The organism is Pseudomonas sp. RA_35y_Pfl2_P32 (assembly GCF_963970735.1).
Lineage (GTDB): Bacteria > Pseudomonadota > Gammaproteobacteria > Pseudomonadales > Pseudomonadaceae > Aquipseudomonas.
In genome coordinates, this window is record NZ_CAXAQF010000224.1 from 1 (window position 1) to 510 (window position 510).

Genomic DNA, 510 nt, shown 5'->3' on the forward strand with positions numbered 1-510 from the left:
ACCTGGGCCTCGGTCGCTGCGATGATTTCGCGCTCTGCCAACGCCCAGCTCCGCTATTCGCCGTTGCTGCTGGCGGGCACCACGCTCGGACTCGCACTGACCTATCTCGCGCCGCCCGTGCTGGCGATTTTCGCGCGCGGCGGGGCGCATTTTGCTGCGCTGGGGGCCTGGGCTATCATGGCGCTGCTGTTCCAGCCGATGCTGCATTTCTACCGTCGCTCGCCACTTTGGGGACCTGCCTTGCCGTTGATCGCAACCTTTTATGCGGGCTGCACCGTGCTGTCGGCGTGGCAGCATAAGCGCGGGCGCGGGGGCCTGTGGAAGGGCCGCGTCCAGGCGGATCTGTCGGCATGAGCACCGCAACCACCGCCACCGCGCTTGCCTCGGGCAAGGGGCATAAGGATGAGAATTTTCCGGTCGCCTCGGTGCTGCTGAAGCCCGAGCATCGCGCCCCGGTGATGGCCTTCTATCATTTCGCGCGCGCCGCCGATGATGTGGCCGACAATGCCG

General features: G+C 66.5%; 1 protein-coding gene and 1 pseudogene. Both read left to right on the top strand.

The features are described 5' to 3' along the window. A pseudogene (locus AACY45_RS27985) lies at nt 1-354 on the top strand (glycosyltransferase); the annotation flags it as partial. Next, nucleotides 351-510: squalene/phytoene synthase family protein (locus AACY45_RS29410; protein WP_445261235.1), on the top strand; the 160-nt coding region annotated here is incomplete at its 3' end. The pseudogene AACY45_RS27985 and the gene AACY45_RS29410, both read left to right, overlap by 4 nt.